The following is a 26,686-nucleotide window of genomic DNA, read 5'->3' as shown; positions in this document are numbered from 1 at the left end:
TACAGCGGCTTAGCTACGCGGACGGCTCACTGGGGTGTCTTCGACTAAGCGGCTGCTGCCGGCATTCACAGACAGTGTTTTAACCTTGTCCATTTCCACCCCGGACTGGTCAGCACGACTGATATCGGCGGCGTAGTAATACTCCGCCTGTGTGCGTTCGCGAGTGACGTCCATCAAGATGAAACCCTTGTTTTTCAGGTCGGTATATTTCATGTGCGGGTTCGCCACGGGCAGCACTGCCGATACCAACTCGGCGGCGCCGTCTGGGAAGCCGGGCGAGGTAATACTGCTGGTCACGAACTCGACGGCCAACGGCTCATCCAATACACCGCTGGTCAAGATCGCACTGCTTTTATACACCTCGTTCGCCCAGCTGGTGTGGATATCACCGGTTAGAATTACAGTGTTTTGAATACCTTGCTCGTCGATGAAATCGAGTATCTCTTCGCGCTCGGTGGGGTAGCCGTCCCATTGGTCCATATTGACGGCAATGAGTGGGCTGAAGTCGTTAGTGGGGACACCTGGCAGCAGACGTTGCAGCTCGAGGATCTGCAGCTGCGCAAACATGACTTGCTGACCGACGAATTTCCATATCCCTTGCGACACCGCCAACTGATTTTTAAACCAGTCTTTTTGCGTTTGCCCCAGTAGGTCACGTTGCTCAATGCGCGCCGGATCAACCGGGTTATCGAGCTGCTTTTCCCGACCTTCCAAACGGGTATCGAGCATGACAAAGTCAGCCAGATCGCCAAAGCGGAAGGCGCGGTAGATGCTGTCCTGACTTGCGGTCGGCGGACGGATCGGCAGCCATTCAAAATAGGCCTGAATCGCTAAGCGTTTACGCTCAAACCAATCGCCTTCGCCCTCGTTGTGATTGTTCGCGCCATCTTTGTAAGAATTGTCGGTGGTTTCATGGTCGTCCCACACCGTAACAAAGGAGTGGGTGGCGTGAGTGGCCTGAAGATCGACGTCGCGGCGGTATAACGCATAGCGGCGCCGGTAATCGTCCAGGCTGACAATTTCATGGGCCGGATCGAGCAGACGCTCTGGATGGTCGCCGTACTCATCTTGGCCATATTCGTAGATGTAGTCGCCCAGGTGCATAACAAAGTCGAGGTCGGCGCGGTTTGCCATCATGCGGTATACCGAAAAGTAACCGTGGGGATAGCTGCTACACGAGCACACGGCAAAGCGCAGGCGGTCAGTGTATTGACCTGGCAGGGGTAAGGTTCGCGCGCGGCCAACCGGTGAGCTGCTGTCGGCACCTTTAAACCGGTACCAGTAGCGTCGGTCAGCCAGTAGGCCGGCAGCGTCAAACTTTACTGTGTAGTCGCGATTGGCATTACTGCTCAGGGTTTCTGAAAGCACAATGCGCTCGAAGCTCGGATCTTCGGCGATTTCACACAACACCGTAATATCGCCGGTGTGGCCAAGCGCTGGCGTTGCTCGCGTCCATAAAATTACGCGGTCGTCCAAAGGGTCACCACTGGCAACACCGTGTTCAAATCGCAGCCCCGCACTTGGCGTTACGCCACCACCGGTACCACCGCCACCGCCGCTGTTATTGCTACCGCCTCCGCAGGCTGTCAGTATAGGTATGCCAATGCTGGCAGTAGTAAGCGCTTTGATAAATAGTCGGCGATCCATAGTGTACTCGTTGTCATCAAACAGGGCGTGAAGCATGCAAATCTCGCACGCAGAGGAGCCTACTGCCCAAAGATGACAGTTATGTTTCTAACGAGCTACCTATTTATGTGTATTTTTCCCTTTGCAATACGCCGCATTTTCGCAGTGTTCGCCGCAGCGATAGTGCTGGCTGCCTGCAGCCAGAAGCCCATCGCATTTACCGACTACACCGTGCAAGAACTGTTAAAGAAAAACATCGCCGAATTGGCTGAGCCCGCATTTTTCGAGTTGGAGAGTGTCGAGGTATTGAACAAAAATGACGGCGGCGAGTCCGCTAGCGCTGACGTCTATGTGACGCTGCGCTTCCCTGAAGACTTCGACACTGTGGTCGGCATGCGAAAGCTCGCGCCTTTCAATATGGAATACAAACAGTACAAAAGCAGCTTTGGTAGTTTCAAAGCCGGGGAAACCCAGCGCCATCACGCCCGTTACCAATTTGTGCGCCGGGACGGCAAATGGTTTATTACAGGCAGTAAGGCGCTATCTGCTCCGAAAATCGAACGCCCGTAATCACGCCACTGAAGGCCTAGCCGTGGCTATGCAACTGCACCCACGGCTCCCGACCATCTTGGTGATAAATATGAAAGCGGCTAAAGCCGGCGTAGGGCACCGATAGCCGCGTCATTGCGCCCATTGGCATACCCAACCAATGGCATATCATCACGCGGATAACCGCGCCGTGCACCACCAGCAACACCGACTGCCCACTGTGCTGCTGGGCAATGGCATCCAGTGCTCCTGTCACCCGCGCGCAAAAGTCACTCATCGCCTCGCCATTGGGCGGGCTAGCCGAATCCGGTGACTGCCAAAACTTGCGCCACACCTCTGGGTCTCGCTGTTGGGCTTCACTGTGCGGCAGCCCCTCCCAGTCGCCAAAATGGATCTCGCGCAAGTTCTCTTCCACCGATAGAGCGATGCCGCGTTTGCTAGAAAGTTCTTCAGCAAAACGCGCACAGCGTTGCAACGGCGAGGTGACAATATGATCCCAGTGAGGCTCGTCCACGCTGGCGACTTTGTCACGCATTTGCGACCAGCCGGTTTCGCTCAAGGCAACATCGGTACTGCCGCGAAATATCTCGCCGCCCTCGCAGGCGCCGTGACGCAGCAGGTCAATACGGCTGCTTGTTACCGTCACGCGTCGCCACCTCGGCTCACTCCGGCTTGCTCAAAGCTAGCCATATCGTTGTGCAGTCGACAGGCCGCACGCAAAATTGGCAGAGCCAGTGCGGCACCGCTGCCCTCGCCCAAGCGCATATCCAGCTCTAACAGCGGCTGCGCGTCCATTTTCGCTAACAGCCGCTTGTGGCCGGGCTCAGCCGAGCAGTGAGAAAAGAACAACCAAGGTCGAATAGTGGGGTTCACCTTCACGGCAGAAATTGCTGCCGCCGTGCAAATATAGCCATCAACCAAAACAACGATGCCTTTCTGCGCGGCACGAATATATGCACCCACCAAGGCGTTAATTTCTAATCCACCGATACGCCGCAAGGTTTCGACACCGTCTTTCATATGCGGCAAGTGCCGCGACATTGCCCGCGTGACCACCGCCGCTTTTTTGGCTAAGCCCTGCTCACTAATACCGGTGCCGCGCCCCACCATTGCCGTTGCCGACAGCCGCGTGTGCGCCACCGCAAGTGCCGCAGCAGAGGTACTGTTGGCAATGCCCATCTCACCGCCGAGAAAGATATCAATATCCCCCGCCTCATCAATAATATCCCGGCCCACGGCAAAGGCCTCCAAGCACTGCTCGCGATCCATCGCTTCGGTGACGCACATATTTTGTGTTCCGGCAGCCACGCGCCGATCGACTACATTGGGCAGGTCTTCAATCGCGTAAACCGTTCCGGTGTTCACCACTTTAAATGACGCACCGACGCTGTCGGCTAATACACTGATTGCCGCGCCGCCGCTGGCGAAATTACGCACCATCTCGGCGGTTACCGTTTGGGGATACGCCGACACGCCCTCGGCAGCGACGCCGTGATCAGCGGCAAAAACTGCAATAAATGCCCGATCAAGCTTGGGGGTCAGCGTGCGCTGAACCGCCGACAGTTGCACGGCAACATCTTCTAGTCGCCCCAGAGCGCCACGCGGCTTGGTCAAATTGTCTTGATGCTGCTGCGCAGCGGCGCGCATTTCCTCGTCCGGCTCTGGCGCCGCCTCTAAATACCACTCAGTCACGGTTATTTCCCTTTTAACACTTGTTCCAAGCCTGCTGTAACAAATACCACCCGGTCGGCGACAGCGGCGATGTCCTGATGTAGGCGGCCCGCTTCGTCTACAAAGCGGCGAGTCAGCGCTCCAGTGGGGACAACGCCTTGACCAACTTCATTGCTGACCAGTATCACCTGCCCTGGATTACGCTGGATACACTGCAGAAACCCGGCTCTTACACCCTGCCATTGCTGTTCGTCATCTTTAATGAGCCAGTTGCTCAACCACAGCGTTAAACAGTCTACCAAGATGCACCGGTTTTCAGCGGCGTGTTCGGCGATGGCTTGGCAAAGCTGCTCAGGCGCCTCAACGGTGTGCCAACCGCAGCCTGCACGCTGCTGCCGATGATGGGCAATACGTGCAGCCATTTCAGCATCCCCTGCGGTTGCTGTGGCGATGTAGATCAAATCCCGGCCACTGTCGCAGGCGCGCTGTTCCGCCAAGCGGCTTTTGCCAGACCGCGCACCACCTAAATATAATTCCAGCACCCTGACTCCTATTATCGTTTTTATGGGCACTCGGCTGCCCAGTTTCTGTAAGTCACGTATACTTACGCCGGCAGCGAAATTCCGCACCGGCACGTCATTCTACAAGACAGCAGTCAGCAGAGGGAAATATGGGACACCGTTTATCCAAGATTTATACCCGCACCGGAGACGACGGGACAACGGGCTTGGGCGACGGCTCGCGGATTGACAAAGATCACGCCAGAATGGAGGCGATAGGCACAGTAGATGAACTCAATTCACAAGTGGGCGTACTGATTGCCGAACTCCCCGAACAAGACGACTACGCTCGCCTACTGGCACGCATTCAGCACGACCTTTTCGACCTTGGCGGTGAACTCGCTGTACCGGGCTACACCCTGGTTAGTGCAGAGCGCATCGGCGAACTTGAAGAGAGCCTGGACACGCTCAACGACGACCTGCCGCCACTGAAGAACTTTATCTTACCCGGCGGCAATAAACCGGCCGCTGCCTGCCATCTTGCCCGAGCCATTTGCCGTCGCGCGGAGCGCAGCCTTGTTGCCCTGCACCGCGAGACAGCCATCAACGACACTAGCAGGCAGTACCTCAATCGCCTCTCTGACTTTTTATTTGTGATGGCGCGATTACTTGCGCGCCGCAATGGCGACAATGAAGTACTTTGGCAACCCGCCGATAAACGCTAACTCACCACAGCCAGGCCGCACCGCGCACACCGCTGCTATCACCGTAGCGCGCGGGCAATAATTGCGTGCGGCATTGGTCACTGAATACCCACTTGCCCCATAATTCAGGCACCTTGGTATAGAGTAGTGGAATATTAGAAAGGCCACCGCCTAACACAATCGCTTCTGGGTCGACCGTATTGATGACTGATGCCAGGGCTCTGGCCAGCTTTTCGCAGTAATCGTCAAGCTGCGCACGGGCGCGCTCGCTACCGGCTTCGGCGTCAGCCACAATGCCTTGTACGTTCTCAGCACACCCCTGATTCCGCTGGTAACTCTGCATCAGACCTGCGCCGCTGAGGTAGGTTTCTATGCAGTCGCGGCGACCGCAATAACACTGACGCCCCTCGTCAGCGCCTGGCATAAGGTTATGCCCCCACTCTCCCCCGATGGCATTTGCGCCCACGTGAAGCTGCTTAGAAAACACTAAGCCACCGCCAACGCCGGTCCCAATAATGACACCAAAGACACTGCTCGCATTCTGCCCCGCGCCGTCAACCGCCTCAGACAAGGCGAAACAGTTCGCATCGTTGGCTAGGCGCAGCGGGCGCTGCATCAACGCTTCTAAATCCCGCTGTAGCGCTTGCCCGTTCAAACAGGTGGTATTGCAATTTTTCATCCGGCCATCAACCGCCGAGGCGGCGCCCGGCGTGCCAATACCAATACTGCCGGTCTGGCCGAGCGCCGCTTCAACGCGCTCAACAAGATCGGCAATAGCGCGGAGAATGGCGGCGTAATTATCGCGAGGAGTCGGCGTGCGTTGCCGGTACAGAATGTCGCCGCCGTCGTCCATGGCGACGGCCTCAATTTTGGTGCCGCCGAGATCAATGCCAATACGCATGCCTAGGGCCTGTTAACACTCATTGTTTTAGCAAGACTTAGAACAACTGCATTAACGCCATCACAGCAATCCAACACAGTAGGCTGCGAGAAAGTAACTGCTGCACTTTTTGCAACTCTTGCGCTGCCTGCTGAACGAATTGATCCCCATCGAGCTCAGCGTTCACCGCTGATGCCATAGAACAGCTTCCCAGCTCATCCAGGTAAGCGTCGCTGGGCAGGTCCCCCAGCACCATAGCCCGCCATTTCCCAAAGCACCCCTCGAAATCGCCAATCAGTGCAAAGGCAAAGCCGAGCAGGCGAGCGGGCAACCACTCCAGGTAGTAGAGTATGTTTTTACTTAAATCCCGCTCTTGCTGACTGGCAAGGGCATCTTGCGCGGTCATGAACACCAAACGGTAGAGCAATGCCGCTGCCGGTCCCAAGGCAAAAAACCAAAACACCACCGCAAACCAGCGCTCAAACCCCTGATAGAACACGGCCTTGCGCACGGCGTTGTGCATTTGCAGGGCATTGTCCGCACCGCTGTCACAGAGCTCCTCACTAAAGTGCTGACCATAGAGGAAGGCCCCTTCTAAATCTCCGCGCTGCCAGCTGTTTAGGTAGAGGCGCAGCTGTATTTGAAAGTCTCCCCTTCCCAGGCTGTATAGCAATACCGCCACGCTAATTAAGAACAGCGGTAAGCCAAAAACGAGCGGAGCAATCAACCACAACAGCAGCGCCAGTAATAACACCGGCACTAATACAAACAGCCCCAAACGAAGAGCGGGACTGGCAAATCCTTTCAGCAGCTGACGGTATTGCACCACCCAACTATCGCGCTGGAACAGTTCCGCGCTACCCCAGAACTGTACCGCACCCCAAGCGATCAAAATCGCGAAAAATTCCATAGTTAATTTCCACTCATTACCGCTACAGGAAGGCGTTAAGCTAACAAGGCGCGCAATTTGTCCCAGTTAAAGGCCGGCCCCGGATCGGTTTTTCTTCCGGGCGCAACATCACAGTGCCCAACGATACGCTCTAGATTAATTTTTGGAAACCGCTGACGCAAGGCGCGCGTGACTGCCGCCAGCTCATGGTACTGCCGCTCGGTATAGGGGCGGTGGTCTTCACCCTCCAGCTCAATGCCAATACTAAAGTCGTTGCAGTTGTCCCGGCCACAAAATTGCGACACCCCCGCATGCCAGGCGCGATCTAGCAGGGAGACAAACTGGAAGCACTCGCCTTCTCGGTCAATGAATAAGTGCGCCGAGACCTTCAACTCCTGAATATCGGCCAGCGCCGGATCCTGACTGCAGTCCAAGGTATTACAAAAAAACTGCGGCACGCAGCCCGTGCCAAACTGCCCGGGTGGCAGGCTGATATTGTGGATGAGCAGAAGGTCAATCTCCTCCCCTTCGGGGCGAGCATTGAAGTTTTCGGAGGGGGTTTTGCGGGCGTGTTCAAACCACCCATTTTTATCAATCGTGTACATCTGCACTCCCGCGTTTCTGCGGGAAAGTGTAACAGGCCATGAGAAATTTAGTGAGGCCGGACAAGCCCAGCCGCGCAGTACTTAAGGCGCCTCTGATTAATTCGGTGATAACTCAGAGATGCCTTAACTTAGCGGCTTGTCGTGCATGTCGCGCAGGTTACTAATCACCGACTCCAGTGCCCGGTCAAACATTCTGTCGTCTTCGATCAGCACGATATCGCCGTCAACCACTGCTGATCGCAGGGTATCCATGTCGTATTCAGCGACTTTAATTCCAGCGCGATTGACAAAGATGTATTTACCAATGCCGTTAATCACTGCCGCCAAGCGGCAACGCAGCATTTTTCCGTCGTCTTGACGCAGGTCCACCCAGTTGCCAACGCGCAAGCTCTCAAGCGCCGCGGCGGTGCTTACCGCATCGTCAACCGGCGACTCATTTGAACTTAACGCAGGCTCAGCCGCCTCATCGGCAGTAACGTTTTCCGTTGATACCACCGCTGGCTCATCGAGCTCTGCCAAGGCGGCGTCCAAATCTTCTAATGCTTGCTCTTCATCTGCCGCGCGCGGTGCCGACGGTGCCTCATTTCGGCTTAATTTGGCTAGATGTAAACGCTCAAGCTGCTCAAACCACTTACCGGTTTCGAACGCATTTAGCGACACCCGGTTGAAACCGAGTCGAAGCGTTTCAATCAGCACCGGCAGCGCGGTAATCAGCTCATTGCGGTGCTCGGCTTCATTATTCGGGGCAACGCTCCACAAAAAACGCTCAACAAATTGCACTTCATCTTTGAAACTTGCGCTCTCGGGACCAGACTGCACATAGCTTAGGAACAGTACTTTGCTCCAGCCGTCTAACAAGACTTTGCGGGCCACCGGAGGGTAATCCGCCTCGCGGAGCCTGTCTTCCAGCAGGCCGGAGATATATGAGCGCGCTGCCTGGGCAGTTGCCCGGCCATCCTCTGCGTTGATTGTGCGCTGAGCCACCAGCTCAGCGCGACGCTGGGCCTTTTCTTGAAACTTGCCAAATTCCATCAAAACATCGACGAAAATCTGGGTATCTACACCAAAGTCGCCAAGAATGCGCATAACGACTTCTTCGAGTTTTTTATACAGCGGGTCTTTTTCAGGCGTGGAAACAGGCGACCAACCAATGCCTGCGCCAACGATCGCACTGAGCAACTTTCTGGCCGGGTGCTCTTCTCGGCTAAAGAAGCTCTTATCCAGCATCGCCATTTTTAGAATCGGGATCTGCAAGTGAGCCAACAAGCGCTTGAGAGGATCGGAAAGCCCATCGCCTTCGAGCATGTACTGGAATAAGGTACCTACGAAATGCACCGTATCCTGATCCCTCTCGAGGGAGAGCGCCGACGCATCATTTTGCGAAACCCGGCTCACTTCGCGAAGCCGGGAAACCAGCTTTTGCGAAATCTCCAGAAATGCGTGACTGTCGTTTGCCGCACCCCGGGTTTTCAGGTGGCTAAACTGCTCATCCTGCATATCTTGCAGGGCGACCATAAACGACGGCTTGGAAAGGGTCGCCGACTCATTCGCAGAGGCCTGTTGAAAGACCTCATCCATGGCATCGACCAATTGATTCACTAATTCAGCGGCCGGCCGCGAATTTCCTTCATCCACAGCCCCAGAAGACTCCGCTGCCGCCGAGGACTCATCTTCGCGCTGCCGAGGCTCAGGCCGCTCTGATTCCAAGGCGACGCCGCTTGTCTCCAACACCGGCAGCATCAAATCAAACAGCTCGCCATAGCGGGAGATGATTTGGCTGTCGAACATCTTAAACAGTATTAAACGGGCTTTGATATCGATATTCAGGTCGCGGCATGCCTCACTGAAGGCCTTGGCAATTTTTGCCGGCCCCATTGGCAACTCCGCCGCGCTGATACTTTCGCCACCAACACTGTGTTGCCAGGCAACACTCAACTGCCACAATTCTTGCAAGTGCTGGCGCTCGGCCTTCTTCGCCATGCCCTCAATAGCGACCAATTCTTCCAGAGCATCTGATTCAAGCAGCTTTAGCTTAGCTCGCCCTCTATCTGCAGCGCCGTTGACGGCGGCGTTCAGCTGATCCGTAAAATTGTCGCGAAGTTTTGTGCTAAATTTTTGCTCTATCACTTGGCGATGAACGCGAATTTCACGCATCGAGTCAAAATACAGATGCTGTTCTTTCGCACTGCTCGCTTCATCCGCAAGCTCAAAGAGCGTGTCATCAACATCGTCCAATAAGCTGGTAAGACGCTCTGCCAAGAATAACTGACATTTCTCACGCAGGGCCGCCATACTGGCAGGCAACGTAGCCGAGCTGGCGTCAGCGGCGCCGTGCGTCGGGTCTCTGCGCGTGGTTAAATCCACAACATTGTTGGGTTTATCAGTCATTTTGATTTCTGCCAGCCATCTGTCGAACTGCTTGTATTCTATTGGTACGTTGTATCTCGATATGCAGCGGCAATGCGTTGGAAACCCACCGCTCGGGACACGACCTTAGCCGTCCTTGCTTGCTTCAACCCTTCCTAGGTCACACAGTTATACCAAAGTGTCGTTGAGTCGTCAGTAGCGAATTATGCATATCTGCCCACTCAACTACACCTATACCTCCCATCTTGGTAAACTCCGCCTGCGTCGCGCATCCGCAACCTCTCACATAGACGTTTTATAGCAGCTGCCATTTCTCAGCGACCAGCGCGGGAAACTACCTAGAAGACTAGGGGCCACTGTGTTGTTGCTAGCGGATTCGCCATAAATTTTTATCAGTAAATTTGCCATTGAGGCCTATCCATGCCCCTCCCGACAGCCACTGAAAACGACGTTCAATCCGCTGTACGCGCAGCACTGAAGGAGGATATCGGCAGCGGCGACATCACCGCCATGTTAATCCCGGACACAGAAATCGCCGCTGCAAAAATTATCAGCCGAGAGGCAGCGGTCATATGCGGGCAGGCCTGGGTAGACGAAGTATTTCAACAAATTGATAACTCAGTCACAGTTACCTGGCACGTCAAAGACGGGGACCGCGTTGAACCAAATAGCGTGTTATTTGAGCTACAAGGAAAAGCCAGAAGCCTGCTGACCGGTGAGCGCAGTGCTCTCAATTTTCTGCAGCTGCTTTCTGGCACCGCCACTACTTGCCGAGACTACGCCGACATTGTGGCGCATACCCAGGTCAAACTTCTGGACACCCGCAAAACCATTCCCGGCCTGCGCACCGCGCAAAAATACGCTGTAACCTGCGGCGGCTGCCACAACCATCGCATCGGCCTTTACGACGCTTTCCTTATTAAAGAGAACCACATTGCAGCTGCCGGCAGCATCGCCAACGCTATCGCGGCTGCCCGCCAGCTGGCACCAGGCAAACCCGTGGAAGTTGAAGTAGAGTCATTGAACGAGCTGGAACAAGCCCTCGACGCCCGCGCTGACACCATCATGCTGGATAATTTCAGCCTGGACGATATGCGCAAAGGCGTGGACCTTACCGCAGGCCGCGCCAAACTAGAGGCCTCGGGGAATGTTAGCAAAGCCACACTGGCAGGCATTGCCGAAACCGGCGTTGATTACATCTCGATAGGCGCATTGACTAAGCATGCCAGGGCGGTGGATTTGTCGATGCGGCTGACATAAGAAACCCTTAGTCGATAGCACCAAGGGCACGCTTATTGTGATAATTAATGAGATTGAAACCGTGCTGCAACCACGGCTCACTCTCTGCCACCTCTGAATAGGTGCCACCCTGAAGCAGGTCGCCATCCACATTATAACAAGCCTGCATGTCAGTGAATTTCTTCAGAAAGAGCTCACCAAACTGGTGGGCGATGCATTCTTGATGCAGGCCTGCACATTCCCGCCCGTTTATCCGGCAAAGCATATTCTCAACGCGCACCACCAGCTGGCCACTTTTCATCATCAGCGCCCAGGGCCGCTCCACTTCGGTAAGCATGTTCTTTCCAACAAACTCGTCATGGGGCAAACCCAGCATTGCCAGTAGCGTCGGCGCAATATCAATTTGACTGGAAACCTGCTCAATGACCTGAGGCTCGTCCACGTCAGGATGGTATATCGCCAGCGGCATACGGAAAAATTTTTCATCCAGCACAACATTATCGCCCTGCGCCGCATCCTCCGGCGAAAACGTCCACACGCCGTGGTCAGCCGTGACGACAACAATGGTATTTTCAGCCAGAGGGGAGCGCTTAAAAGCCTCCCAAAATTTGCCAAAAGCGTAATCTTCGTAGGCCACGGCCCTTCGGTAATTGTCGTAAAGCTTATCTCCGCTCTCCACGAACTGGGCGGACTGGGATGCCTCCGGCCACTGCCAATGAAAGGGGTAGTGACTGCTGAGCGTGGTGATATGAGCAAAAAATGGCGAAGCTAGCGACTGAAGCTCATCGAGCATCAGGCCCAACATTGCCTCATCGGAAATACCCCAGCCAATTTCTTCAACCGAACGCCCCTCACTCACATCAGCAAAGAAGAGGCTGTTTTCAAAACCCACTTTAGGCAAAAACGCACGGCGGTTATAAAAGCGCGATTGATAGCCATGATAAAAGCGCGTGTCATACCCCAATTCGCGAAGCATTGACGGCAGGCAAGGTAAGTTGTTCGCTAGCTGTTCACTAATCGTCGACAGCGGCGGTTTGGCGTTGTGATCCAAAAGACCACACCAAATCGCCATCTCGCCTTTCACGGTGAAATTGGTGTTAGCGTAAAAATTCTTTGCCGAAATATTGTTGGCAGCAAAGGCGTTGAATACAGGAGTCGCCGCTATACCCTCCTTACCACCCAATGCTGCATAGTAATCCAGCTGGGAAGCACGAACAGATTCAAGCGTAATGACAATGATATTTTTGTTGTTACGCTCAACAAGTGTGGGGGCACCACGATTCGCCTGCCGAAATAAATTAAGCGCCTCAAACTCCGCGCCAACATGCTCTTGCTGACTCGACATCGACGTGAAAAAAGCATGCACGGGATGGAAGTAAGCCGGCGACAAACTGAACATCCCCACGCTTTTATAGTTCGCCACTGAACTGTGAAAGATGCCACCAGACACCAGCGCAGCGACCAAAAAAACTGCCGCGCCAACATACCGCACGCGCGGCGAGCGCGGTATAAGAGGCAAACTAAATAGCTGCGCTAGCACTAAAGGAAGTAGGCTTACGACGGCCAGGACGACGGCTTCGCGTGTGTATTCGAATTGCGAAACACTTTTCAGCGCCTCAGGCGCGTCGCCAATTAAGGCAATCGCTTCATAATTGAAGTAAGACTGAAAATATTGGAAGTACCACCAATTCGAAACGGTGAGCAAAAGAAATAATGCGACCACCGAGTAGGATACTGCACGTCTCAGCCAACCGCACTTTCCGCCCACCAGCCACAACATAGTAACGGCAATGCATAAAATAAAGATGCCGCTAATTAGCCCTAAAGGGTTTGGATTTACAGAACCAAAATACGAAAGTGTGGTAAGGATAAAAAGTGCAAGGGCTGACAACGTTGCAGAACTCCAAATAAAAAAGGCGCCCTATTGGACGCCTTTCCCAATCGCTTTAAGCAATATTAACCGCGGCATGAACCTGGCAGGTACTGAGAAGGAATTGTCGTGCCCTTGCCCGAGGCACCACAAACCCACTCGAAAACTGCATCGCCCTGATTCGCAGCCCAAGTCATCTCAGTTGAGCCATCAGTAGTCGGGCTCAATGTTAATACATCTGCGGAGCCTGCGGTGAGCTGGCTAATGCCCTGACCAGTGATAACGATGCGGCCATTCGCAGTGGTTTCGATCGACTTCACGTACTGAGAAGATGGTGAACTACTTTCACAGCCCCAGCCGTCAGCACCCGGCGCATTATTGCCAGACTGATAAACCTCCGTGATAGTTGTGCGACATGCAGACGCGGCTAGAACGATCTCTGAGACTTTAGCTCGAGTTGTGTAATCTTGATAAGCAGGCAATGCTACCGCCGCCAAAATACCGATAATCGCCACCACGATCATCAATTCGATCAGTGTAAAACCCTGTTGTACTTGCTTCATAGTCTTCTCCAGATACTTATTTATTGCGATTGACCATTATCAACCTGACACTGGTCATGCGGTTTTCATGCCAACGTGCCTTGCTTGATAAAATGCGGGCTTTAACCAAACTGCCAGCACGAGCAGTGACACTATTTGTCAGTGACTGCCAAATTTTGACGCCCAGTAAACGCAAAGCAAAGCGCGGCCGCCAGCGCCAAATAAAAGCTCGCTTTACCGTGGTAAAAGGTGCCATCCGTTAGGCCGTGTGCAGACAGTGCAACAACAATCGCCGACGCAGAAAATACCAACCCAAGCTCGCTTTGCCCCTGCGACTGAGCGGATACACAAGCAATGCTGTAAAGCAAAGTGGCGAATAGTGCAGAAAACAACAGCGTGCCAATTACCCCCCACTCAAGCAGGAACTGAACAAAAACGTTATGAGGCATGGAGGTTTTACGGGCGACCTTGTCTGGCAACAGTAGATAAGCTTGAGAGCCGAGCCCCTTTAGCCAATGCCCGTCTAGCTTTTCTAGTGAGTCCTGCCAAATTGCCAAGCGGCTTGAAGACAGGCGATTAAGGTCCTCGGCAGCAACTGAACGCGCAACGGAATTTCCCAGCCCGTTAAACCCAAACTGCGAGGACTGCTCGGCGAAAAATACCGATAGCACTATCGCCCCAGCAATCGCCGCCTTCTTAAATGGCGCCATTTTGGGCCGGAACACGAGCCCAGCAACGAACACACCTATAATTGCTGAAAGCATGGAACCGCGCCCGCCCAACCAAACGAGGCAACTACCAACCACCATCAAGCCTATAGTCGCCAGCAGTGCGCCGCGTCGCTGCCGGCTTGATATGACGAGCCCGATTGCTGCCAACACAGCCACAAGCATATTGTAACCTGCGTGCCGAGCATGACCTGCCATCGGGAAATTGCTAAACCACATCCTGTGAGTATGAATATTGAGCTCCGGACTAAAGTGCCACGTTAAAAAGGCATGCACTACAACCAGCGCATTACTGAATACAATAGCGATCAGTATCTTCTTGATCGGCAAAGGGCTTAATTGGTTGGAAACATATAACGATAGGAAGAAAAAAATATGTACCAGCGTTTCTGCATAGCGAAACTGCGCCACCGTCAGAAACTGTAAATTCAGCGGCGAGGTGTAAAAAGACACCGAAACCGACACTACCCAGGCAAGGGTAAGCACCAAAATCCAACGGTTATCGCGAATGAGCGGCAACCAAGCAACCCGCCAAGCCTGTAGCAACGCAAACGCGGCAATAAATACCAGCTGGTGGTACATCACAATTCGGGAGTTGCCCAGGTCCCAAGTGCCGGTTAGCAGGGCGACTGAGAACACCAACAGTAACAGGGTCAGTTGCAGCAAGTCTGCGGAACGCTTTAGATCAAAGCCGAAAGCCTTTAGCGAGGGCAAGGTCGCCATTATTATTGTTCTCCAATACCAGATGGGGTAAGTGTGTCGATACTTGATGGGAGGAGACTTTCCTGTTGAACTCCCTATCCAACTACCCGAGCGAGCGTGCTAGAGTACTGTATGCATTTCGATATTTCTCTATCCAATACCAAGAAAAAGAACGGCTTATGAACTCTTCCAGCACGCCCTTAACCGGTTTGGCTCGCCGACTGGTCTTCGACGGTTTAATCGACGAGGCCGGCATTCGCAGGGCGCAAGAAGCCGCGAGCAAGGAAAAGAAGAGCTTTGTCAGCCATTTGGTGGCCAGCAAGCTGGTGGATGGCATCGCCGTGGCCGAGGCAGCAGCGGATGAGTTTGGCATTCCCTTTTTGGATTTGCGGGCCTTCAATATCGACTTGGCGCCGAAAAAACTGGTAGACAGCAAGTTGATACGCAGCCACCGCATTGTGCCTTTGTGGCAGCGGGGGAAGCGCCTCTATATAGGCATGTCGGACCCCACCAATCTCCACGCCTTGGATCAGGTAAAATTTCATACCAACCTCAGCACTGAGCCCATTGTTGTTGAGGAATCCGCGCTGAACGCAGCCATCGATAGCTATATGGCCGCCCAGGAAGAGTCTCTCACCGACAGCCTGGGTGAGATGGATGATATCGACCTGGAGAACTTGGACGTTCAGGCGGTAGACGAGGACGCTGCTGCTGAAGGCGATAGCAGCGGTGCCGACGAGGCGCCCGTCGTAAAATTCGTGAACAAAGTCCTGCTAGACGCAATTCGCGGCGGCGCTTCCGATATTCACTTCGAACCCTACGAAAAGACCTACCGCGTGCGCTTTCGCACCGACGGTATTTTGCAGGAAGTCGCCCGCCCGCCGGCATCGTTGGGCTTTCGACTGGCTGCGCGCCTGAAAGTTATGTCACAAATGGATATCTCTGAGCGGCGTATCCCCCAAGATGGCCGCATAAAAATGAAGCTATCCAAAACGCGCGCTATCGACTTTCGTGTAAACACGCTGCCCACTCTGTGGGGGGAAAAGGTCGTGTTGCGGATTCTCGACCCGTCTTCCGCACAAATGGGCATCGACGCTCTGGGTTATGAGCCCGAGCAAAAGGAGATGTACCTATCGGCCCTCAACCAGCCTCAAGGTATGATTTTGGTGACGGGGCCGACAGGCTCAGGTAAGACGGTATCGCTGTATACCGGCCTGAACATTCTCAATACCCCAGAGCTCAATATCTCCACGGCAGAAGATCCGGTAGAAATTAACCTGGAAGGCATTAACCAGGTACACGTGAATACCAAGGTCGGACTGGGCTTTGCCGAGGCCCTGCGATCCTTCCTGCGTCAGGACCCCGACATTATCATGGTGGGTGAGATACGGGACCTCGAAACCGCCGAAATTGCCATTAAGGCCGCGCAGACCGGTCACTTGGTTTTATCTACCCTGCACACCAATAGCGCCCCGGAAACCTTAACCCGCCTGCTGAACATGGGTGTGCCCGCCTTCAATGTGGCAACCTCCGTCAGCTTGATTATTGCCCAGCGTCTGGCTCGCAGGCTCTGCAAGGAATGCGCAAAACCTGCAGATATCCCTAAAGAAACCCTGTTAGAGGAAGGTTTTACGGAAGAAATGCTAAGCTCAGCTATGATTATGGAGCCAGTTGGCTGTGAGCGCTGCAACAACGGTTTCAAAGGTCGCGTCGGGATATACGAAGTTGTTCGCATAACACCAGATATCTCTCGTATTATCATGGAGAACGGCAACTCATTGGAAATTGCCGACCAAGCGCAACGAGAAGGCTTTAATAATTTGCGCCAGTCTGCACTCAAGAAGTGCGCACAAGGCGTCACCAGCCTCAGTGAAGTTAACCGCGTGACCAAAGATTAAAACAAGATTCGAGAAGCATTATGGCCGCACAGAATAAAGATGCCGTTTTTGTCTGGCAGGGTACCGATAAGCAAGGCCGAAAAACCCGTGGAGAGATGGTTGCTATTTCTCCGGCGATTGCCAAGGCGCAATTGCGCAAGCAGGGCATTGCCCCCAAGGTTGTAAAGCGTAAGCCCAAGCCACTGTTCAGTAGCAAAAAGCCGATCAAACCGGCAGACATTGCCATTTTCACCCGGCAAATGGCCACCATGCTTAAAGCCGGGGTGCCGCTGGTGCAAAGCTTCGACATTGTCGCCGAGGGCGCGGGCAATCCGACAATGACCGAGCTGGTCAATGCCATTAAGAACGATGTGGCCTCCGGCGGCAGCTTTGCCGCCGCCTGCGCCAAACACCCCAAGTACTTCGATGATCTGTTTTGTAGCCTGGTCGAGTCCGGCGAGCAATCCGGTACGCTTGAACTCATGCTTGACCGTGTAGCGACCTACAAGGAAAAAACCGAGGCACTGAAAGCCAAAATCAAAAAAGCCCTCACCTACCCCATTGCGGTTATTTGTGTTGCCATCGTGGTCACCGCGATCCTGCTTATCAAGGTCGTCCCCCAGTTTGCCGCCACCTTTGAAAGCTTCGGCTCTGATCTGCCAGCATTCACCAAACTTGTGGTAGGGATGTCGGAGTGGATGCAGGCCAATTGGTATATTATGTTCGCCGCTATTGGCGTATCGGTCTATGCCTTTGGTCAGGCACGCCGGCGCTCTCAGGCTTTTTCAGACTGGGTCGACAAGGTCTCTCTTAAAATACCCGCTGTCGGCGATATTATTTACAACTCGGTCATTGCCCGCTTCTCTCGCACCCTCGCCACCACTTTCGGCGCCGGTGTGCCGCTGGTAGATGCCCTCAACTCTGTTGCCGGCGCCGCGGGCAATGCCGTATACAACAAAGCCATTATTCAAATTCGCGACGACGTGACCACGGGGCAGACGCTGTATTCTGCCATCCGCTTTACTAATCTCTTCCCCACCATGCTGCTGCAGATGGTCTCGATAGGTGAAGAGTCTGGCTCGCTGGACGAAATGCTCGATAAAGTGGCCAATCATTACGAAGAGGCCGTGGACAATGCGGTAGACTCTCTGACGGCGCTGCTAGAGCCCTTCATTATGTCGGTTCTCGGCGTGCTGGTTGGCGGTTTGATGATCGCAATGTACCTACCAATCTTCATGCTGGGTTCCGCGATTTAACCATCTCGGGCTTGTCCACTACTTCAAGCGCCGCTAGCCAACATTGCGCGGCGCAACGCTAGGTTTTATTCATGTCTACCCTGAGCTATTTACACTCCAACCCAGCGCTAAGCATGGCGCTGCTCGCCGTCTTTAGCCTATTGTTTGGCAGTTTTTTTAACGTTGTTATTTACCGTTTACCCAAAATGATGGAGGCGCGCTGGAAGCAGGAGTGTAGGCTCATTCTGGAGCAGGACGGGACGGATTCGCAGGAACACTTTACGCTGTCTTACCCCCATTCGCACTGCCCCCATTGCCACGCCCCCGTGAGAGCCTGGCAGAATATCCCTCTTGTCAGCTTCATACTTTTACGCGGTCGCTGCGCCAACTGTAAAGCGGGAATCGGCTTGCGTTATCCCGCGATAGAACTCGCAACGGCCATCCTCGCCGTCTTTGCCGCCATTCAGTTCGGCATGTCCTGGCACACAGCAGCGGTCATTGTCTTCAGCTGGCTGCTGCTGGTGATGAGCATGATAGATATCGACCACAAACTCCTGCCAGACAGCTTGACCCTGCCATTGCTCTGGCTCGGCCTGGCGTACAACGCCTTGAGTGGGACGGTGCCACTTCAGGACGCCGTTTTTGGCGCGATCTTTGGCTACTTGTCTCTGTGGTCGGTTTACTGGCTGTTTAAGCTGGCAACAGGTAAAGAGGGGATGGGTTACGGCGACTTTAAGCTACTGGCTGCCCTCGGTGCCTGGCTCGGTTGGCAGATGCTACCGGTTATCATTTTGCTGTCATCGGTAGTCGGCGCGGTGCTCGGCGGCATGCTGCTGGCGATCAAAGGTCGGGACAATGCCGGCACCATTCCCTTTGGCCCCTACCTTGCGATGGCAGGCTGGATCGCCTTATTTTGGGGCCCTGCCTTATTGAACGGCTATCTGACGTTCGCCGGGCTACCACCGCTTTGATAAACACGGAATTTCGATTGTGAGCAACTTCATTGTAGGACTCAGTGGCGGCATTGGCAGCGGTAAAACCGCCGTGTCGGACCGCTTTGCAACGCGCGGCATTACCGTCGTGGACGCAGACGTGATAGCCCGCCAGGTCGTTGAACCTGGAAGCGACGCATTAAAGGCAATTCAGCAGCATTTTGGTGATGCGATTGTGGATGCAAACGGGGAACTCCGGCGCGCGGAGTTGAGAAAACGAATATTCAGCAATGCCGAAGACAAGCAGTGGTTAGAGGCACTCCTGCACCCGCTAATTGCCACCGAGACGCTAAACCAACTTGAGCAAGCCAAAGGCGCTTACGTCATTTACGTTTCACCATTACTGGTAGAGGGCGGGCAGAAGGCGCTTTGTGACCGCCTATTAGTGATCGATGTTCCGGAGTCCGTCCAGGTTGCTCGCACAATGACGCGTGATGACAATGATCGGGCCCAAGTAGAGCGGATTATGGCCAGCCAGGCCAGTCGCCAACAACGGTTGGATGCCGCCGATGATGTGGTTGATAATAGTGGCGATATCGAACAATTGGATGTAAAAGTGGAAACACTGCACCAGCAGTACTTGGCCTATGCCGAGGAGAAAAAAGCGCAGTGAGCACAGCAAACAAGCCCACGACACTTAGCACCATCGTGCCCTGCCCAATCTGTGGCGCAAAATTAAAATGGGACAGCGGCAATCCCTACCGTCCATTTTGCAGCGAGAACTGCAAAAATCAGGACTTTGTCGCTTGGTCAAACGAGGAACACCATATTCCGGGGCAACCCGATTATGAAGATATTCTGAGTGGCGACTTAAACGATGACTACAAGCCGCGCTGATTGGCTAGTGCCCGTTGTTAAGGGGCGCTCGCCATTATGGCGTCGATAATCGCGCGATTCGCTTCGGGAAAGCGGTACTGACTTAAGTTCTGCGGCGCAACCCACATTAGGGGCTGCCCCTCTCGGCCCTCAGGCTGGCCGCGAAACCCTCTGACCCAGCACACATCTAAACAAACTTGTTTATCCCCGTAGTCGTGCTCAATTTTGAGCAGCGGCGAGCATTGCTCAGGCACAAGGCTAATCCCTATTTCTTCTTGCAGCTCCCGCTCTAACGCTTCAACCAGAGATTCGCCGCTTTCCACCTTGCCTCCGGGAAACTCCCACAGGCCGCCTTGATGGCGGTCTGCAGAGCGTTTGGCAATCAGGATATTGTGCTGGTCATCGCAGATAACGCCCACCGCAACGTGCACGACCGCCACTAGCTGCGGTACTCCGCGTTAATCTTGACGTAGTCATAAGAAAAATCGGTGGTCCACACCGTCTCCCGCGCATTGCCGCGACCGAGATCAATGCGGATAGCAATCTCGTCTTTCTTCATCACGGCAGCACCAGCCTCTTCCGTGTATGAGGCCGCACGGCCACCGCGCTCGGCAATCAGGACCTCGTCAAGGTGAACCCTGACATCTTCAACCGTCAGGCGTTCGACACCTGCGCGCCCGATGGCCGCAAGGATACGCCCCCAGTTGGGGTCGCTGGCAAACAAGGCAGTTTTCACCAGAGGAGATTCGGCAACTGTGTAGGCCACTTTTAGCGCCTCGTCAGACGTCCGCGCCCCACTCACCGCCACTTCTACAAACTTGGTAGCGCCTTCACCGTCGCGCACAATGGCGTGCGCCAGTTCCAGAAAAACCTCATCCAACAGCGCTTGCAAGGCGGCCAGTAATTCGGGCGTTTGCTCAGTCACTTCCAGCCCCGACTCGCCGCTGGCGATCAGCATGCAGGCGTCATTTGTCGAGGTATCGCCATCAACCGTGATGCGGTTAAACGAGCCATTAGCACAGCGCGTGACCATGGACTGAAGCAGCCCCGGTTCAATGCGTGCATCGCAGGCTACGTAGCCAAGCATTGTCGCCATATTCGGCTTGATCATGCCGGCACCCTTGGAGATACCGGTTATCGTAATCGTGCTGCCCTGCCATTCTAATTGACGTGAACAGGCCTTTGGACGCGTGTCGGTCGTCATGATACCGCTGGCCGCCGCCGCCCAGTTATCCTCTGATAGGTCAGACAGGGCATCGGGCAACGCCGTCAGTATTTTATCAACCGGCAGAGACTCGCCGATCACACCTGTTGAGAATGGCAACACCTGCTCGGGGGATACCGACGTCAGCTCAGCCAAGGCCTCACAGCAGCGCTTAGCATCGCGCATGCCCTGCTCACCGGTGCCTGCATTTGCATTGCCGGTATTCACCAGAAGGTAACGGCTCTCGGCACCAGCAATATGAGACTTGGCCACCGTTACCGGCGCAGCACAAAATGCATTCTGCGTGAACACGCCGGCAACACTGCTGCCTGGCGCCAATTCGAAAACCACAATATCTTTACGGCCGACTTTCTTGATACCCGCACTGGCAATACCAAGACGCACACCTGGCACGGTGTGCAAATGCCCAAATTTCCCCGAACCCACTGCCATCACTGTTTCCTATTTTGACTGTCTGCCCTTCAACAAGGCTAAGGGTTAGTCCAACTTACCGTGGCACTGTTTGTATTTTTTGCCTGAACCACAGGGACAGGGCTCATTGCGCCCAACCTTACGTCCCTCTCGAACAAAGGTCTCGGGGGTTTTTGGCGTGTCGCTGGACTCATCTTGCAGCCCCTCATCGTCCAGCGCAGAGCTTTCCGCGTGCTGGAATTCCATCGCGCGCTTTGCCTGTTCTTCGCGGCGCTGCTGCTCAAGTGCTTCAGCGCTCTCATCTTGCTGCAGCTGCAAATGCGACAGGAAGCGCACAACCTCGTGCTTTAAGCTCTCCAACATTTGCTGGAATAACTCGAAGGCCTCGCGCTTGTATTCCTGCTTTGGGTTCTTCTGAGCAAAAGCGCGCAGATGAATACCCTGACGAAGGTGATCCATCGTTGCCAGATGCTCTTTCCACAGGGTATCGAGCACTTGCAGCATAATGTGGCGCTCAATTTTGCGCATGTCCGGCCCAACTTGCGCGCACTTGCTGGCATAGGCAGCGTCGACGGCGTCGATAATACGCTGACGAACGCCCTCTTCCTGCAGCTTTTTGTCTTCATCCAGCCACTGCGCAATCGGCAACTTCACACCGAAGTCCGCTTCGATACGGCGCTCCAAGCCCGCAACATCCCACTGCTCGACCATGCTCTGCATAGGGATATACTCGCTGACGACATCTTGCACCACGTCGTTGCGAACAGCCGATAGCATCTCGCTAATGTCGTCTGACTCCAGCAGCTCATTGCGCTGTTGGTAGATAATTTGCCGCTGGTCATTGGCAACATCATCGTATTCCAGCAATTGCTTACGAATGTCGAAGTTGCGTCCCTCTACCTTGCGCTGCGCTTTCTCAATGGCGTTTGAAACCATGCGATGCTCAATGGCTTCGCCTTTCTCCAGGCCCAATGCCTGCATAATGCCGCGAACCCGATCCGAGGCAAAAATACGCATCAGGTTGTCTTCCAGAGACAAGTAAAACCGCGATAGACCCGGGTCGCCCTGGCGCCCCGCACGACCGCGGAGCTGGTTGTCGATACGGCGAGACTCGTGACGTTCTGTGCCGATAATATGTAAACCACCCGCTTGAATCACCTGCTCATGGCGCAGCTTCCAGGCCTCACGGAGCTCACTGATCACCGCATCAGAGGGCGAATCGAGCTGTTCAATTTCTGCATCGACGCTACCGCCGAGTACAATATCGGTGCCTCGACCCGCCATGTTGGTGGCAATTGTTACCACGCCGGGGCGTCCCGCCTGAGCAATAATTTCCGCTTCTTGCTCGTGATACTTCGCGTTCAGCACCTTGTGAGGGATTGCCGCTTGCTTGAAGCGTTTGGACATTTCTTCAGACGTTTCAATCGAGGCAGTACCCACCAGAACCGGGGCGCCCGTTTCGACAATGCCCTTAACGTCTTCAACAATGGCGTCGTACTTTTCTTCTTTGCTCAGGTATACAAGGTCATTCAAATCGCGACGCGCATTGGGCTTATTGGTGGGAATGACCACCACGTCCAAACCGTAGATCTGCTTAAATTCGAAGGCTTCGGTGTCTGCCGTGCCCGTCATACCGGCGAGCTTGTTAAACAAGCGGAAATAATTCTGGAAGGTTGTCGACGCCAGCGTTTGGCTCTCAGCTTGAACAGTGACCCCTTCCTTTGCTTCGATCGCTTGGTGCAAGCCCTCAGACAGGCGTCGCCCTGGCATTGTCCGGCCAGTATGTTCATCGATCAGCACAACCTGGTCATTTTGAACGATGTATTCCACGTTGTTGTTAAACAGCACGTGGGCGCGCAGCGCCGAATTAACATGGTGCAGGAGGCTAAGATTGCTAGCCGAATACAGGCTGTCGCCCTCTTCCAAAAGGCCGGCCTGAATCAACAGGTCTTCAACCAGTTGGTGACCTGCCTCGTTGAGCTCCACCTGACGCATTTTCTCGTCAACGGTGTAATGACCTTCTGCCGCTTCAACACCCGCTTGTGGCTCGCCTTCACTCTCTGGCACGGGCTGCAGCTGGGGAATAAAACGGTTTATCTGTTTATAAAGGGCTGAGCTGTCTTGCGCCGGCCCAGAAATTATCAGCGGCGTTCTCGCCTCGTCGATCAGGATCGAGTCGACCTCATCGACAATGGCAAAATTCAATTCGCGCTGATAACGGTCCTCAATCGCGAAGGCCATATTGTCGCGCAGATAGTCAAAACCAAATTCATTATTGGTGCCGTAGGTGATATCCGACTCATAAGCGGCGCGCTTCTCTTCCGCACCCTGCCCAGAGCGAATGATACCCACACTTAAGCCGAGAAATTCGTAGAGTGGCCGCATCCAGTTGGCATCACGCTGGGCGAGATAATCGTTCACGGTAACAACGAACACGCCCTTGCCTGCAAGCGCGTTAAGATAGACCGGCAATGTCGCCACGAGCGTTTTACCCTCACCCGTGCGCATCTCAGCAATACGGCCCTCGTGCATGGTGATACCACCGATCAACTGCACATCAAAGTGGCGCATGCCGAGCACCCGCCGGCCAGCCTCTCGGGCCACCGCAAACGCTTCCGGCAAGAGCTGATCCAAGGACTCGCCGGCACTCAATCGCTGGCGAAATTCACCGGTTTTGGCCTGGAGCGAGGCATCGTCTAAAGCGGTTAGCTCCTCTTCCATGGCGGATATACGTGCAACAACTTTTCGCATGCGTTTCAGCTCGCGATCATTCTTGCTTCCAAATACCTTTTTGACTACGGATGTGATCATGATGAGTCGTTGCTTTCCCGGGGAATATGAGTTCCTGCGTGCTAGGGCCTGTGAACCCTAATGGCAGCGCCACGCTAAACTACGTCAATGAGGGTCAGATGACAAAAATTCAAGGGCGTATCGGTGAAGATCACTGCGACCGACACCCAGCAAGTGGGCGCGAGCAGGAGCTGTGCGAGCACTGCGCTACCGGGTGGCAATATCGCATAGATGAGAAAAGATTGCCATTCCCGGCGGCCGTTGCTCGCGCCGGAAATGGCCAGAAATTACGCGTTAACTGCAGCCGCAGCGGCGTAGGTGATGGGGGCGTCGGCGGGGTCTTCAAAGGTCACCCACTCCCAGGCGTCAGTCTCTTTGATGAGTTTGCGAAGCGAGGCATTATTTAAGCCGTGGCCAGACTTAAACGCCTTGAACTCACCGATAAGGCTGGTACCCAGGAGGTAGAGGTCACCAATAGCATCGAGCACTTTGTGTTTCACGAATTCGTCTTCATAGCGAAGGCCGTCTTCGTTCAAAATACGGTACTCGTCCACCACGATGGCATTATCGACACTGCCGCCCTGGGCTAGACCCTTGGAGCGCAGGTATTCGATTTCATGCATAAACCCAAATGTGCGAGCGCGGCTCACCTCTTTAACAAAAGAGGTGCTGGAAAAATCCAACTCAGCGTGCCCTGTCCGATCCCTGAAAACAGGGTGATCAAAGTCGATCGTGAAAGAAACTTTAAAGCCGTCAAAAGGGAGAAAACTCGCGACTTTATCGCCGTCTTTCACGGTAACTGGACGTTTAATACGGATGAACTTTTTGGGCGCGTCCTGCTCTTCGATTCCCGCAGACTGAATCAAAAACACGAACGGACCCGCACTGCCATCCATAATGGGCACTTCTGAGGAGCTCAGCTCCACGTAGGCGTTGTCGATACCTAGCCCTGCCATCGCGGACAGCAGGTGCTCTACGGTCGACACGCGCACATCACCATTAACCAGCGTTGTGGAAAGCGTTGTATCACCGACATTCTCTGCGTGAGCATGAATCTCGACAACGGGGTTCAGGTCCGTTCGCCGGAAGATCACACCCGTATCAACGGGCGCTGGCTTCAGGGTCAAAAAGACTTTTTCCCCAGTATGCAAACCTATCCCGGTCGCCCGGATGGTATTGCGCAATGTTCGTTGTCTGATCATTTTCTATACTCTTTTAAAGACGCAAAGACGCCATCGCACGCTACGCCGACCCAAGGTCGGCGGCGCCCGCGCGACTAACGCTGCTGCGTATCAGTCTGCCTGGCGGCGCAAGAACGCTGGAATATCCAGGTATTCCATATCCTTGTCTTCTACGACAGGCGCCGCCGCAACCGCTTCGCGCGCTGCCGCCGCTTGTTGATTACGCATAATGGTTGGGCGGTCCAACTTGCGGTAGTCACTCGCACGCTCAACAGGTTTATTTTCAACGGCTTTCAAGGGCACTTCTTGTGCCACACCGTCCAAGCCTGTCGCCACCACAGTAACCCGCAGCTCTTCGCTCATTTCTGGGTCGATAACCGTACCAACCACCACGGTTGCGTCCTCGGACGCGAATTCCTTGATAGTATCCCCGACATCGCTGAACTCGCCTAGGGAGAGGTCCAATCCTGCGGTAATATTAACCAAAATGCCCCGCGCCCCTTCCAAATTCACGTCTTCTAGGAGTGGGCTGCGAATCGCCGCTTCAGCCGCTTCACAGGCGCGATTTTCACCGCGAGCGATACCGCTACCCATCATCGCCATACCCATTTCTGACATCACTGTGCGCACGTCAGCAAAGTCGACGTTAATCATACCCGGGCGGATAATCAGGTCGGCAATACCCTGTACGGCGCCGAGTAATACGTCGTTAGCAGCCTTAAAAGCGTCGAGCAGACTGGTGTTTTTACCCAGCACTGGCAGCAGCTTTTCATTGGGGATAGTGATCAGCGAATCCACATGCTGACGCAGTTCTTTCATTCCCGCTTCGGCAACGGTTAAGCGCTTTTTACCTTCAAACGGGAAGGGCTTAGTCACGACTGCAACGGTAAGAATACCCAGCTCTTTCGCCACTTCAGCAACCACTGGCGCACCACCGGTGCCGGTGCCGCCGCCCATCCCCGCGGTGATGAACACCATATCAGCACCTTCCAGCGCTTCAGCGATGCGATCGCGGTCTTCCATGGCGGCCTGACGACCCACTTCTGGATTCGCGCCAGCACCCAAGCCCTTGGTAATCGTTGTGCCCAACTGCAGCACAGTTTTAGACATGACATCGGTTAGCGCCTGCGCATCGGTATTCGCGCAGATGAAATCTACGCCGTCTACCGAGTTAGCGATCATGTGCTTAACGGCATTACCGCCGCCACCACCGACACCAACAACCTTAATCACAGCGTTCTGAGGAACGTTATCTACGAGTTCAAACATGGTCTTTCTCCCTTTTAC

Annotated in this window: 24 protein-coding genes; 8 read left to right on the top strand and 16 right to left on the bottom strand. The window is 54.3% G+C overall.

All coding sequences use genetic code 11. The annotated features are described in order from the left end of the window. Positions 1 to 9 precede the first annotated feature (9 nt). Entirely contained in the window at positions 10 to 1,647 is a 1,638-nt protein-coding gene (locus B3K78_RS00480; protein WP_286693890.1) for an alkaline phosphatase D family protein, read from the bottom strand. Positions 1,648 to 1,719: 72 nt separating this feature from the next. Between B3K78_RS00480 and B3K78_RS00475 the strand changes: the two genes are divergently transcribed. Next, positions 1,720 to 2,196 carry an EexN family lipoprotein gene (locus B3K78_RS00475; RefSeq protein WP_286693889.1) on the top strand — a complete coding sequence of 159 codons (477 nt, stop codon included), beginning with the start codon at positions 1,720 to 1,722 and terminating at the stop codon, positions 2,194 to 2,196. A 16-nt stretch (positions 2,197 to 2,212) separates the two neighbouring features. On the opposite strand, the gene cobC is transcribed toward B3K78_RS00475, so the two are convergent. The 3 genes from cobC to cobU are packed head-to-tail and all read right to left on the bottom strand — an operon-like array spanning position 2,213 to position 4,388. After that, a complete protein-coding gene (gene cobC / locus B3K78_RS00470) occupies positions 2,213 to 2,821 on the bottom strand; it encodes an alpha-ribazole phosphatase (RefSeq protein WP_286693888.1) in 609 nt (202 codons plus the stop codon). Then, positions 2,818 to 3,867 (bottom strand): nicotinate-nucleotide--dimethylbenzimidazole phosphoribosyltransferase, encoded by a 1,050-nt coding sequence (gene cobT / locus B3K78_RS00465; RefSeq protein ID WP_286693887.1) that lies wholly within the window; start codon positions 3,865 to 3,867, stop codon positions 2,818 to 2,820. Before cobT ends, cobC begins: the two co-directional genes overlap by 4 nt. Positions 3,868 to 3,869: 2 nt before the next feature. Next, the gene (cobU, locus tag B3K78_RS00460; protein ID WP_286693886.1) at positions 3,870 to 4,388 is read right to left on the bottom strand and encodes a bifunctional adenosylcobinamide kinase/adenosylcobinamide-phosphate guanylyltransferase; all 519 of its coding nucleotides are present in this window, start codon (positions 4,386 to 4,388) and stop codon (positions 3,870 to 3,872) included. Between the two features lie 128 nt (positions 4,389 to 4,516). Between cobU and B3K78_RS00455 the strand changes: the two genes are divergently transcribed. Next, the gene (locus tag B3K78_RS00455; protein WP_204997414.1) at positions 4,517 to 5,071 is read left to right on the top strand and encodes a cob(I)yrinic acid a,c-diamide adenosyltransferase; all 555 of its coding nucleotides are present in this window, start codon (positions 4,517 to 4,519) and stop codon (positions 5,069 to 5,071) included. A 1-nt stretch (position 5,072) separates the two neighbouring features. On the opposite strand, the gene B3K78_RS00450 is transcribed toward B3K78_RS00455, so the two are convergent. The 4 genes from B3K78_RS00450 to B3K78_RS00435 all read right to left on the bottom strand — a co-directional run bounded on the left by B3K78_RS00450 (position 5,073) and on the right by B3K78_RS00435 (position 9,812). After that, on the bottom strand, positions 5,073 to 5,951 hold the full coding sequence (locus B3K78_RS00450) for an ROK family protein (protein WP_286693885.1): 879 nt from the start codon (positions 5,949 to 5,951) through the stop codon (positions 5,073 to 5,075). 37 nt (positions 5,952 to 5,988) lie between these two features. After that, the gene (gene ampE, locus B3K78_RS00445; RefSeq protein WP_286693884.1) at positions 5,989 to 6,840 is read right to left on the bottom strand and encodes a regulatory signaling modulator protein AmpE; all 852 of its coding nucleotides are present in this window, start codon (positions 6,838 to 6,840) and stop codon (positions 5,989 to 5,991) included. Between the two features lie 35 nt (positions 6,841 to 6,875). After that, positions 6,876 to 7,424, bottom strand: a complete 549-nt coding sequence (gene ampD / locus B3K78_RS00440; RefSeq protein WP_204997411.1) for a 1,6-anhydro-N-acetylmuramyl-L-alanine amidase AmpD — start codon at positions 7,422 to 7,424, stop codon at positions 6,876 to 6,878. Positions 7,425 to 7,547: 123 nt separating this feature from the next. Further along, positions 7,548 to 9,812, bottom strand: coding sequence for a DUF1631 domain-containing protein (locus B3K78_RS00435; RefSeq protein ID WP_286693883.1), 2,265 nt, complete (start codon positions 9,810 to 9,812; stop codon positions 7,548 to 7,550). 399 nt (positions 9,813 to 10,211) lie between these two features. Between B3K78_RS00435 and nadC the strand changes: the two genes are divergently transcribed. Further along, the gene (nadC, locus tag B3K78_RS00430) at positions 10,212 to 11,051 is read left to right on the top strand and encodes a carboxylating nicotinate-nucleotide diphosphorylase (RefSeq protein WP_286693882.1); all 840 of its coding nucleotides are present in this window, start codon (positions 10,212 to 10,214) and stop codon (positions 11,049 to 11,051) included. A gap of 7 nt (positions 11,052 to 11,058) precedes the next feature. On the opposite strand, the gene B3K78_RS00425 is transcribed toward nadC, so the two are convergent. The 3 genes from B3K78_RS00425 to B3K78_RS00415 form a co-directional block, all read right to left on the bottom strand. Continuing rightward, on the bottom strand, positions 11,059 to 12,429 hold the full coding sequence (locus B3K78_RS00425; protein ID WP_286693881.1) for an LTA synthase family protein: 1,371 nt from the start codon (positions 12,427 to 12,429) through the stop codon (positions 11,059 to 11,061). A gap of 557 nt (positions 12,430 to 12,986) precedes the next feature. After that, positions 12,987 to 13,463 carry a pilin gene (locus tag B3K78_RS00420; protein WP_286693880.1) on the bottom strand — a complete coding sequence of 159 codons (477 nt, stop codon included), beginning with the start codon at positions 13,461 to 13,463 and terminating at the stop codon, positions 12,987 to 12,989. A gap of 131 nt (positions 13,464 to 13,594) precedes the next feature. Next, a complete protein-coding gene (locus B3K78_RS00415) occupies positions 13,595 to 14,893 on the bottom strand; it encodes an O-antigen ligase family protein (RefSeq protein WP_286693879.1) in 1,299 nt (432 codons plus the stop codon). 158 nt (positions 14,894 to 15,051) lie between these two features. On the opposite strand from B3K78_RS00415, the gene pilB reads away from it, so the two are divergent. The 5 genes from pilB to B3K78_RS00390 all read left to right on the top strand — a co-directional run bounded on the left by pilB (position 15,052) and on the right by B3K78_RS00390 (position 19,813). Next, entirely contained in the window at positions 15,052 to 16,770 is a 1,719-nt protein-coding gene (pilB, locus tag B3K78_RS00410; RefSeq protein WP_286693878.1) for a type IV-A pilus assembly ATPase PilB, read from the top strand. A gap of 20 nt (positions 16,771 to 16,790) precedes the next feature. Further along, positions 16,791 to 18,005: a type II secretion system F family protein gene (locus tag B3K78_RS00405; protein WP_204997315.1), complete on the top strand. Its 1,215-nt coding sequence runs from the start codon at positions 16,791 to 16,793 to the stop codon at positions 18,003 to 18,005. A 71-nt stretch (positions 18,006 to 18,076) separates the two neighbouring features. After that, a complete protein-coding gene (locus B3K78_RS00400) occupies positions 18,077 to 18,955 on the top strand; it encodes a prepilin peptidase (protein WP_286693877.1) in 879 nt (292 codons plus the stop codon). A gap of 19 nt (positions 18,956 to 18,974) precedes the next feature. Beyond that, positions 18,975 to 19,589 (top strand): dephospho-CoA kinase, encoded by a 615-nt coding sequence (gene coaE / locus B3K78_RS00395; protein ID WP_286693876.1) that lies wholly within the window; start codon positions 18,975 to 18,977, stop codon positions 19,587 to 19,589. Then, a complete protein-coding gene (locus B3K78_RS00390; protein ID WP_349676106.1) occupies positions 19,586 to 19,813 on the top strand; it encodes a DNA gyrase inhibitor YacG in 228 nt (75 codons plus the stop codon). Before coaE ends, B3K78_RS00390 begins: the two co-directional genes overlap by 4 nt. Positions 19,814 to 19,830: 17 nt before the next feature. On the opposite strand, the gene mutT is transcribed toward B3K78_RS00390, so the two are convergent. The 5 genes from mutT to ftsZ all read right to left on the bottom strand — a co-directional run bounded on the left by mutT (position 19,831) and on the right by ftsZ (position 26,668). Continuing rightward, on the bottom strand, positions 19,831 to 20,232 hold the full coding sequence (gene mutT / locus B3K78_RS00385; RefSeq protein ID WP_286693875.1) for an 8-oxo-dGTP diphosphatase MutT: 402 nt from the start codon (positions 20,230 to 20,232) through the stop codon (positions 19,831 to 19,833). Further along, complete coding sequence (argJ, locus tag B3K78_RS00380; RefSeq protein ID WP_286693874.1) at positions 20,232 to 21,449, bottom strand: bifunctional glutamate N-acetyltransferase/amino-acid acetyltransferase ArgJ; 1,218 nt, start codon at positions 21,447 to 21,449, stop codon at positions 20,232 to 20,234. The genes mutT and argJ overlap by 1 nt, the downstream gene beginning before the upstream one ends. Positions 21,450 to 21,494: 45 nt before the next feature. Then, entirely contained in the window at positions 21,495 to 24,239 is a 2,745-nt protein-coding gene (gene secA, locus B3K78_RS00375) for a preprotein translocase subunit SecA (RefSeq protein ID WP_286693873.1), read from the bottom strand. 266 nt (positions 24,240 to 24,505) lie between these two features. Further along, positions 24,506 to 25,420, bottom strand: coding sequence for a UDP-3-O-acyl-N-acetylglucosamine deacetylase (gene lpxC, locus B3K78_RS00370; RefSeq protein ID WP_027874531.1), 915 nt, complete (start codon positions 25,418 to 25,420; stop codon positions 24,506 to 24,508). Between the two features lie 90 nt (positions 25,421 to 25,510). After that, positions 25,511 to 26,668, bottom strand: coding sequence for a cell division protein FtsZ (ftsZ, locus tag B3K78_RS00365; protein WP_204997310.1), 1,158 nt, complete (start codon positions 26,666 to 26,668; stop codon positions 25,511 to 25,513). Positions 26,669 to 26,686 lie beyond the last annotated feature (18 nt).

Source organism: Spongiibacter sp. UBA1325 (assembly GCF_002306875.1).
GTDB lineage: Bacteria > Pseudomonadota > Gammaproteobacteria > Pseudomonadales > Spongiibacteraceae > Spongiibacter > Spongiibacter marinus.
This window is presented reverse-complemented; position numbering and strand designations above follow the sequence as displayed.